The 9,193-nt window shown below is 75.5% G+C and carries 8 protein-coding genes; 4 read left to right on the forward strand and 4 right to left on the reverse strand.

What is annotated here, in order from left to right:
- On the forward strand, positions 1–1,325 hold a 1,325-nt coding region (locus BU198_RS13755), incomplete at its 5' end, for an aldehyde dehydrogenase (protein ID WP_188297120.1).
- Complete coding sequence (locus BU198_RS13760) at positions 1,322–2,038, forward strand: gamma-glutamyl-gamma-aminobutyrate hydrolase family protein (RefSeq protein WP_188297121.1); 717 nt, start codon at positions 1,322–1,324, stop codon at positions 2,036–2,038. The genes BU198_RS13755 and BU198_RS13760, both read left to right, overlap by 4 nt.
- 49 nt (positions 2,039–2,087) lie before the next feature.
- Here BU198_RS13760 and BU198_RS13765 read toward each other — a convergent pair whose 3' ends face one another.
- Positions 2,088–3,344 (reverse strand): MFS transporter, encoded by a 1,257-nt coding sequence (locus BU198_RS13765; protein WP_317620113.1) that lies wholly within the window; start codon positions 3,342–3,344, stop codon positions 2,088–2,090.
- A 260-nt stretch (positions 3,345–3,604) separates the two neighbouring features.
- Between BU198_RS13765 and BU198_RS13770 the strand changes: the two genes are divergently transcribed.
- Positions 3,605–5,191 carry a gamma-glutamyltransferase gene (locus BU198_RS13770; RefSeq protein WP_188296541.1) on the forward strand — a complete coding sequence of 529 codons (1,587 nt, stop codon included), beginning with the start codon at positions 3,605–3,607 and terminating at the stop codon, positions 5,189–5,191.
- 176 nt (positions 5,192–5,367) lie between these two features.
- Here the strand turns inward: BU198_RS13770 and BU198_RS13775 are convergent, their stop codons facing one another.
- On the reverse strand, positions 5,368–6,180 hold the full coding sequence (locus BU198_RS13775; protein WP_188295765.1) for a class I SAM-dependent methyltransferase: 813 nt from the start codon (positions 6,178–6,180) through the stop codon (positions 5,368–5,370).
- 276 nt (positions 6,181–6,456) lie between these two features.
- On the opposite strand from BU198_RS13775, the gene BU198_RS13780 reads away from it, so the two are divergent.
- Positions 6,457–6,915 carry a DinB family protein gene (locus BU198_RS13780; RefSeq protein ID WP_188295787.1) on the forward strand — a complete coding sequence of 153 codons (459 nt, stop codon included), beginning with the start codon at positions 6,457–6,459 and terminating at the stop codon, positions 6,913–6,915.
- Positions 6,916–6,974: 59 nt separating this feature from the next.
- On the opposite strand, the gene BU198_RS13785 is transcribed toward BU198_RS13780, so the two are convergent.
- Both BU198_RS13785 and BU198_RS13790 read right to left on the reverse strand, forming a co-directional pair.
- Positions 6,975–7,469: an ATP-binding protein gene (locus tag BU198_RS13785; protein ID WP_188295766.1), complete on the reverse strand. Its 495-nt coding sequence runs from the start codon at positions 7,467–7,469 to the stop codon at positions 6,975–6,977.
- A gap of 207 nt (positions 7,470–7,676) precedes the next feature.
- A partial coding sequence (locus BU198_RS13790) for a CehA/McbA family metallohydrolase (RefSeq protein WP_223244351.1) occupies positions 7,677–9,193 on the reverse strand: 1,517 nt, incomplete at its 5' end.

The raw sequence follows: 9,193 nt of genomic DNA on the forward strand, positions 1-9,193 counted from the left end.
CCGAGGTCGACGCGGCCGTCGCCGCCGCACGCCGCGCCTTCGACCACGGCCCCTGGCCCCGGCTGGCCCCCGCCGACCGCGGCCGCGTCCTGCTGCGGTTCGCCGACCTCCTGGAGGAGCGGCGGGCCGAACTGGCGCTCACCGTCAGCCTGGAGACGGGCAAGCCGGTCACCGACGCCCACGACATCGAACTGCGGGCCGTCATCGGCACGTTCCGCTGGTACGGCGGCCTCGCCGACAAGCTCACCGACGAGTCCCCGCACACCGCGCCGGACGCCCTCGCCCTGGTCACCCGGGAGCCCGCGGGCGTCGTCGGCGCCGTCGTCCCCTGGAACTTCCCCCTCACCCTGGCCGGCTGGAAGATCGCCCCCGCCCTGGCCGCCGGCTGCACGGTCGTCCTCAAGCCCTCGGAGAACTCACCGCTGTCCGCCCTGCTGCTCGGACGGATCGGCCTGGAGGCCGGGCTGCCGCCGGGCGTGCTCAACGTCGTCGCCGGCGACGGACCGGTGGCCGGCCGGGCCCTCGGGCTGCACCCCGACGTGGACGTCCTCGCCTTCACCGGCTCCACCGCCGTCGGCCGCCACTTCCTGCGCTACTCCGCCGACTCCAACCTCAAGCGGGTCTGGCTGGAACTGGGCGGCAAGTCGCCCAACATCGTCCTGCCCGACGCCCCCGACCTGGAACGGGCGGCGGCCACGGCCGCCTGGGGCATCTTCTTCAACCAGGGCGAGATGTGCACCGCGCCCTCCCGGCTGCTTGTCCACACCTCCGTCGCCGAGCAGGTCACCGAAGCCGTCGTGGCCCGCGCCCGCGCCCTGCGGGTGGGCGACCCGCTCGACCCCGCCACCGAGATGGGCGCCCTGGTCGGCGAGCAGCACCTCGGCCGGGTGCTCGGCCACGTCCGCACCGCCCTTGACGACGGCGCCCGGCTGCGCACCGGCGGCGCCCGCACCCTGACCGCCACCGGCGGCTGCTACCTCGAACCGACGGTCTTCGACCGGGTAGCCCCGGACAGCCGGCTGGCCCGCGAGGAGGTCTTCGGCCCGGTGCTCGCCGTCCTCACCTTCGACGACCTCGACGAGGCCGTCGCCCTCGCCAACGACACCGAGTACGGCCTCGCCGCCGGGCTGTGGACCTCCGACCTCTCCACCGCGCACAAGGTCTCCCGCGCCCTCAGAGCCGGTACGGTCTGGGTCAACTGCTACGAGGAGGGCGACCTCACCGTGCCCTTCGGCGGAATGAAGCAGTCCGGCAACGGCCGCGACAAGTCCGCCCACGCCCTGGAGAAGTACACCGAACTCAAGACCACCTGGATCCAGCTGTGAACCACCGACCGCTGATCGCGATCCCCGCCCGCTTCGCCTCCTCCACCTCCGCGCTGCGGTACGCCGCCGAGGTCAACGCCCGGGCCCTGGTCGAGGCCGTCTGGCGGGCCGGCGGCGAGCCCGTCACCCTGCACCCGCACGCCCCCGGCGGCGTCGCCGACCCGGCCGAGGTGACCGCCAGGCTCTCCCGCTTCGACGGGCTGCTGCTCCCCGGCGGCGGCGACCTCGCCCCGCACCGCTACGGCGCGTCCGACGCCCACGAGGCCGTCTACGACGTGGACGAGGAACAGGACGGGTTCGACCTGGAACTCGCCCGGCGGGCCCTCGCGGACGCGGTGCCGCTGCTGGCGGTCTGCCGCGGGCTCCAGGTGGTCAACACGGTCCTGGGCGGCACCCTGCACCAGGACATGGGTGGCCCCGGGCGCGAGCACCGGCACCTGCGGCACCCCGTCCCGCTCGCCCCCGGCTCCGCCGTGGCCCGGATCACCGGCGCCGCGCGGGTCGAGGCGTCCTGCTACCACCACCAGCACGTGGACCGGCTCGGGGCGGGCCTGGCCGTCACCGCCCGGGCCGCCGACGGAGCCGTCGAAGCCGTCGAACTCCCTGAGCACGACGGCTGGTTCGCGGCCGTGCAGTGGCACCCGGAGGACACCGCGCACGAGGACCTGGCCCAGCAGCGCCTCTTCGACGCCCTGGTGCGGGCCGCGGGCTGAGCCGTCACGGGGAGGCCTTCGGCCGGGAGCCCCCCGTCGGAGTCCGATGCTACGAGTGGTCGGACAGCGGCCGACAGGTCTCGCGGTCCGCCACTTCTGCCCTGGCGGCTGCTGCGGGCGCCGCGGTCGCCGCGGGCCCGCGGTGCGGCCGGTGGCCCGCCGACAGGACCACGACCGCGGCGAGCGCCGCGACTCCGGACAGCACGGTGAACCCGGTCGAGAAGGCCGCGACCTGTGCGGCGACGCCGAGCAGCAGGGAGCCGAGGCCGGTCCCGGAGTCGTAGCCGATGTTCCAGGCGACGGACGTGGTGTGCCGGTTCTCCGGCCCGGCCTCGTCGAGGGCCCGCACCAGTGTGATGCTCTGCAGCCCGCCGTACGCCGCCCCCAGCAGGGCGAGACCGGTCAGCAGCCCGGGGAGCGGGGGCCGCTCGGAGCGGACGGCGAGGGCGATCAGCGCGAGGCCGGCGCCAGCGGTGGCCAGGAGGGCGCAGGTCAGCGGGCGGGGCGCGAAGCGGTCCGCCAGGACTCCACCGACCCAGCGGGCCCCCGCGGCGACGGCGGTGAAGACGAACAGCGCCGTCGCCGCCAGGGCCGGGCGGCCGGCGAACTGGGGCGTGAAGGTCAGGACGGCACCTCCGGCCGACGTCACCAGCAGCAGGGTGGCCAGCGGCAGCAGGATGCGGCGGAGCACCGTGGCGGTGGCGGCCGTCTGACCCGGCGCGGGCGGCGCGGTGCGGGCGTCGACCGCGCGTCCCAGGCCACGGGCGAACGGCAGGCCGAGGACGGGCAGCGCGCCGCAGGCGATGACCGCGGGGAGGGGCAGCGCCGCGGCCAGCGCCGGGGCGGCCGGCGTCAGCACCGTCTGGGGCAGGGCGAGGGTCAGCCCGTACAGGCCGATGGCCGCTCCCTGGCGCCCGGGGGGAGCCAGGGTCGCGGCGGCGGTGGAGCCGCACACGGTGAGGATGCCGAAGCCGAGCCCCCGCAGGGCGGTGGTGAGCAGGATCGCCCCCAGGCTGTCGCTGAACGCCTGCACCGGCGCGGGCAGTCCGAGCAGCAGGGCACCCAGGGCGAGGGTGCGCGACCAGCCCAGCCCGCGCAGCGCCGTCCTGACGAGGAGCTGGGCCAGCACGGTGGTCGCCATCAGCGTGGCGGTGACGAGTCCGGCGCCGAACGCGTCGGCGCCTCCGTGCACGGCCCACTGCGGGGAGACGGGCAGCAGGAGCGCGAAGCCCGAGGCGCAGGAGAGCGCCAGCAGGAGCAGGTGCGGCATGCCGGGGGCGGTTGCGACGGACGTCCTACGGGGCACGCCCGGATCGTACGCGCCCGTGGCGCCCCGCGGTACGGGGCGTACCCGGTCCGACGGCGGCTCGACGCGGGCGACGACCGGGCCCGATGTCCGGATCGCGTCGTTCCACCCGCTCCGTGCAACCGGAACCGTGGATTTCGGTGGATGGTGGTGACGGGCGTGACCAAACCATGGCCTTCACCGGCGCATCTCCCGAGCCGTATCCCTCCTGTCCCACAGCCGCACGACGACGGACGACGACGAATCACGAAGGGGCCGACATGAACCACCCAGGCGCGGTCGCCACTCCCCACCGGACCGCCACCGGGGCCGCCGAGTCGGTCCTCGCCGACGGAGGCAACGCCGTCGACGCCGCCCTGGCGGCCGCCGCGGTCCTCACCGTGGTCTACCCGCACCAGTGCGCGATCGGCGGCGACGCCTTCGCACTCGTGGGAGGGCCGGACCACGAACCGGTCGTCGTCAACGGCAGCGGCCGCAGCGCCCGAGGGTGGCGACGGGCGGACCACCTCGACGCCGGCGGGCACGTGCCGGTGACCGGCGCCAGGAGTGTGACGGTGCCCGGAGTCCTCGACCTCTGGCACCAGTTGGCGGACCGGTGGGGAAGCCGTCCGCTCGGCGCGGCCCTCCTCGGCGCGGCCGGGATCGCGGCCGAGGGGTTCGCGGTGGCGCCCGGTCTGCGCCGCGGCCTGGAGCAGGAGGCGGACGCCCTCGCGGCCGATCCCGGCGCCCGTGAACTGTTCCTCCCCGGCGGCGAGTTGCTCCGGGCCGGACAGCACGTGACGCTTCCGCGGCTCGCCGACAGCCTCCGCACCCTGGCCGCGGAGGGGACCGGGGCGTTCTACACCGGCGCCCTCGGCGCGAGCGTGGTCGCCACCCTGCGGGCGGGCGGCAGCGCGCTGGACGCCGAGGACTTCGCGACGCACACCTCGTCCCTGTCCGCACCGCTCGGCGCCCGCTTCGCCGGCGAGGAGTACCTCAGCTCGGGAGGGAACAGCCAGGGCCGCTTCTTCCTGCGCGGACTCGCGGCCCTGGAGGTGATCCGGCAACGCCGGGCGCGCGTCCCCGACGCCCTGGGGGCCGAGGCGGCACCGGTGGGGCGCGTCCTCGCCCTGTGCGCCGCGGAGCGGGACCGGCTCCTCGGCGATCCGGGGTTCTCCCCGGACCCCGGCGACGTCGGCGAGGTCTCCGATCTCGTCGAGGCCGCCCTCGGGAGCACCCCGATCCACCGGGTGCTCTCCGCCCAGGCCGACGGCCGGCCGCCGCACCTCCCCGCGCGCGCCTCCGGGGACACGGTCGCCATCGTGACCACCGACGGCGAGGGCCGGTGGGTGTCCCTGATCCAGAGCGTGTTCCACACCTTCGGGTCGGGCGTCGTGGACCCGGAGACCGGCATCCTCCTCCACAACCGGGGCGCCTGCTTCAGCGGCGTCGCCGGAAGCCCCAACGAGATCGGGCCGGGCCGACGGCCGGCGCACACGCTGATGCCGGTCCTCGTTCGCCGGGACGGCCGGCTGGTCGGCGCCCACGGCACGAGGGGCGGCCGCGCCCAGCCCCAGATCCACACCCACCTGGCACTCAACCTCGCCGCCGGTCTCACCGCGGGCGAGGCCGTCGCCCGGCCCCGCTGGATCGTGGGCCGGCTGACGGCCGGCGCCCGCCCCGAGGAGGACGGCCTCGGCATCGCGGTGGAGCAGGGCGTCGGCGAGACGGCAGCCGACGGCCTGCGGGCCGCGGGCTTCCGCACGACCGCACTCGCCGCCCTCGACGACGCGGCGGGCCACCTCCAGGTCGTGCGCGAGACCCCGGACGGCCCGCGCGCCGCCTCCGACCCGCGGGCCGACGGCTGACGGTTGCCGTCCGCACCACCGTGCGTGGCCCGGGCCGGCAACGCCATGGCCTCGCTCCATCGTCCAGGCCGAGCCCAGAGGAGGAGCCGGTCCTGTGTCTCTGGCGACAGCGGCGACGGCAACAACCGCTGGTCGGGCCGGTCCGCGGGTCGCGTGGACCGGCCCCGGGACCGGTGTCAGATGCGGATGGCGGTGAGGACGTGGTAGTCGAGGAGGCCGTCGCGCCAGGCGGGGAGGAAGTGGCGGGTCCAGTGGGCGGTGGGGACGGTGTCGGTGAGGTAGCGGTCGAGGCCTGGCCAGACGTCGGCGCCGATGGCTTCGGTGGTGATGTCGGTGAAGCCGTGGCGGGTGAGGTCGGCGGTGAAGTCGTCGAGGGGGTGGGCGACGTCGAGGCCGTCGGCGAAGCTGGCGAGGAGGATCTTGAGGCGTTCCTCGGCGTCGGGGCCGGGGGCGGTGAAGAAGGTGGTGACGACGAGGCGGCCGCCGGGGCGCAGGACGCGGGCGCTCTCGCGGGCGAAGCCGGTGAGTTCGCGGAAGTGCTGGGCGGCTTCGACGGAGAAGACGCCGTCCAGGTAGCCGTCGGAGAAGGGGAGTTCGTCCGCCGAGCCCAGGGTGTAGGCCAACCGATCGGGGTACGTCGCCAGGGCTCTCGCGTTGACGGCGCGGGCTCGTTCGATCTGGTCGGGGTGGATGTCCACGCCCGTCACCGCCGCGAACCGGAACTCCCGCAGGGCGAGGGCGGCTCCCAGTCCACGGCCGCAGCCGACCTCCGCCAGTCGCAGTCGTTGGCGCGGTTCGGGGAACTCCCGCAACGCCCGCCGGTAGAGCTGTTCCTGGCTGTGCACCCGGTCCTCGGGGGTCGGGGCGGTGAGGTCGATCCCCTGCCAGTAGCCGAAGTTGATGAAGCCTCCGGCGAACGACGGGGCGGTGCTGAGGTCGTCGGCGCCGTAGGTCTGGCGCACGGTCGGGGGGATGCGGTTGTGATCCATGGGCCGCTGGGTCTCCTGCTCGGTGGGCGCCCGGCGGTCGGGCGCGCCGAGGTACGTACCCAAACCTGTGGTGGTCCGAACACGGTACGTGATAAAGGGGTGTCCGCGGGACAGCGGGGAACGCTGCGACGCCCGGGGCGGGCCGGAAAATACCCGTCGGACCGGCCCGGTGGTCCGCTACAGTCCGCGGGGATTCCCGACCGGTACGAGGAGAACGACACCGTGAACGTCCCCGACGACCGTCCCGCCCCGCCGCTGACCGGCGGTGAGCGCGAGATGCTGCGCGGCTTCCTGGACTTCCACCGGGCGACCCTCGCCCTGAAGTGCGAGGGCCTGACCGACGAGCAGCTGCGCCTGCGCGCGAGCCCGCCCTCGACGCTCAGTCTGCTCGGGCTGGTCCGGCACATGGCGGAGGTCGAGCGCACCTGGTTCCGCCGGGTGATCGACGGTGAGGACCTGCCGCTGGTCTGGTCCGAGGACGGCGACTACCAGGCCGCGTACGACCCGGACGGCGCCACCCGGGCCGAGGCCTTCGACGCCTGGCGGGCCGAGGTCGGGCACTCCCGCCGGATCGAGCTCGCCGCGGACTCCCTCGACGTCACCGGTTACCAGGCCCGGTGGGACGCCGAGGTGTCGCTGCGGCTGGTGATGCTCCACCTGATCCACGAGTACGCCCGGCACAACGGGCACGCGGACTTCCTGCGGGAGGCGATCGACGGCACGGTGGGCGCGTGACCCGTGCCGACGACCCAGCCGACGGCCCGCGCCGGAGCGGGCGGCCGCCAGGGCGGCGCCTACCAGCCGAGCAGGTGGGTGCGGCGGGTGAGGGCGGCGAGGACGGAGACGGCGGTGGCCTCGGCGTCCAGGTCGGTGGTGTCGAGGATGTGGGGCGCGTCCTCGGCGGCCGGGCCGGGGTGGAGCACCACGTAGTGGAGGGCGGCGCCGGTGGTGCGGCTCTCGCGGCGGAAGGTGTCGAGGGCGCCCGGGACGGTGGGGGACTCCACCACGACCTGGTAGCCGCGGGTGGCGTAGGCGAAGGCGGCCTGGGCGGCGGCGGCCATCGCGGTGGCGTTCTGGCGGCCGGCCTCGGGCAGGTGGGGCGGGAGCTGGCCGCTGCGGATGACCCGCAGGAAGTCGTCCGTCCGCAGGTGGACGCTCGGGTTCAGCTCCCGGGCGAGCAGCTCCGCGACCGGGCTGTTCCCGGCCCCGGCCGGGTCGACGAGGACGAGGACGCCCCCGGCGCCCAGGCCGCCCCCGAGCTCCGGCCCACCTACGGTCGTACGGTTCACAGCTGCTGATCCCTTCGCGGGGCCGGGGTCGGACGGGTAGCCGGGGCGGGGCGGTCGGCGTGCGAACGGGCTGGTCGGCCCGGATCGGACAACCGACCGCCTCGTCCCTACGACTGATGCGTTTCGGGGTTCAACCTAGTCCAAACGGGTGGTCCGAGTCCTCCCCCGCCCGGGTTCCGGGCGGGTCGGCCGACCGGAAGGGGGTTGTCAGCGGCCCCCGGTGCTCAGCACGATCGGGTTGGTGAGCGCCGCCATCGGCCCCCAGGGCAGGTCGGGGCCCATCGCGTTGCCCTTGCCCGGGGTGCCGTCCGCCTTCGGGTGGCGCACCTCGGCCCGGACGTAGGCGGCGAGCGAGGCGGTGGTGCGCCAGACCACGGTGCCCGAGCCGTCGGCGGGCAGCGACTCCTGGTGCATCTGGCCCTCGTCGGTGAGCAGCCGGACCGTCCCGCCGGGCACGCCGGAGACGGTGACCCTGACGTCCAGCGGGGCGTCGGCCGGGACGGTCAGCTCCTCACCGATGCCCGCCTGGCGGCCGTTCCCGGTGACGGTGAACTCCAGCCCGACGGCGGAGGATTCGGCCAGCCAGCTGTGCCCGGCGCGCAGCCCGTCCAGGATCGCGTCCCGGGTGAGGTCCTCGGCCAGCACCACGGTGTGCGGGGAGCCGATCGGCTGCGGCTCGCTGTGGGCGTCGCTGTTGCCCAGGGCGGGCAGCCAGGAGCGGCCCTCGCGCAGGGCGACGGCGAGCCGGCCGTCCCAGGTGTCCACCGCCGACTCGTCGTCGTACGTCCAGGGGCCGTTCCACACCTCGACGGCGTCGGCCTGGTCGTAGCCGAACTTCCACTGGCAGGCGACGTACGGGCAGTACGGGTGCGCCGGCACCACCAGGCCGCCGGCGCGGTGGACCTGGCGGGCGAAGCGCGGGAACTCCTCGTCGCGCGAGCGGTAGCGCCAGTCGACGAACTGGCCGGGCTTCAGGCCGAGGGCCAGCCAGTGGCCGTTGCGGGTGGTGATCTCCTCGCCGGGGAGGATCAGCAGGTCGGGGCCGGCCAGCGGGCCCCAGGCGGCGTGCGAGGAGCTGGTGTTGTGGTCGGTCGAGACGATGAAGTCGAGGCCGGCCGCCCGGGCTCCGGCGGCCACCTCCTCGGGCTTGCGCCGCCCGTCGGAGTGGACGGTGTGCAGGTGGCAGTCGCCCCGGTACCAGGCGCGGCCGCGGCCGCGGGCCCGCTCCGCCGGGTAGTGCGGGGTGAACTGCGGCCCGGGCGCACCGGACCTGAGGGTGACCTCGACGTGGTAGTCCAGGCCCTGCGGGGCGATCTGGTAGGGGCCGAGGACCACGTGCCAGGTGCCGGGGTTGACCGGCCCGGGGAGGTAGCCGGGGGTCGCGGCGCCGCGGGAGAGGCTGAACTCGGTGCGGAAGCCGCCGGACCAGCCGCGGAAGCCGGGGCCGCCGAGGTCGGTGCCGCGCTCGTCGAAGATGCCGATGTCGCAGGAGTTGCCGGGGGTGCCGGCCGGGACCTGGGGCTTGTCGTAGCCGTAGGAGACGGCGATCTCGCGGATGCCCTCGGGGACTTCGACCGGGAGGTGGACGAAGTCGGGGGAGCCGGTGGGCAGGTGGCCGGTGAGGATGAGGGTGCGGTCGGCGGGAGCGCCGCCGGGTGAGCCGCCGGGGCCGTCGGCGGGGGTGGCGTGCGCCGGGCCGGTGGCGGCGGCGAGGCCGAGGGCGG

The sequence above is a fragment of the Streptomyces sp. CBMA156 genome, assembly GCF_014596515.1.
Taxonomy (GTDB): Bacteria; Actinomycetota; Actinomycetes; order Streptomycetales; family Streptomycetaceae; genus Kitasatospora.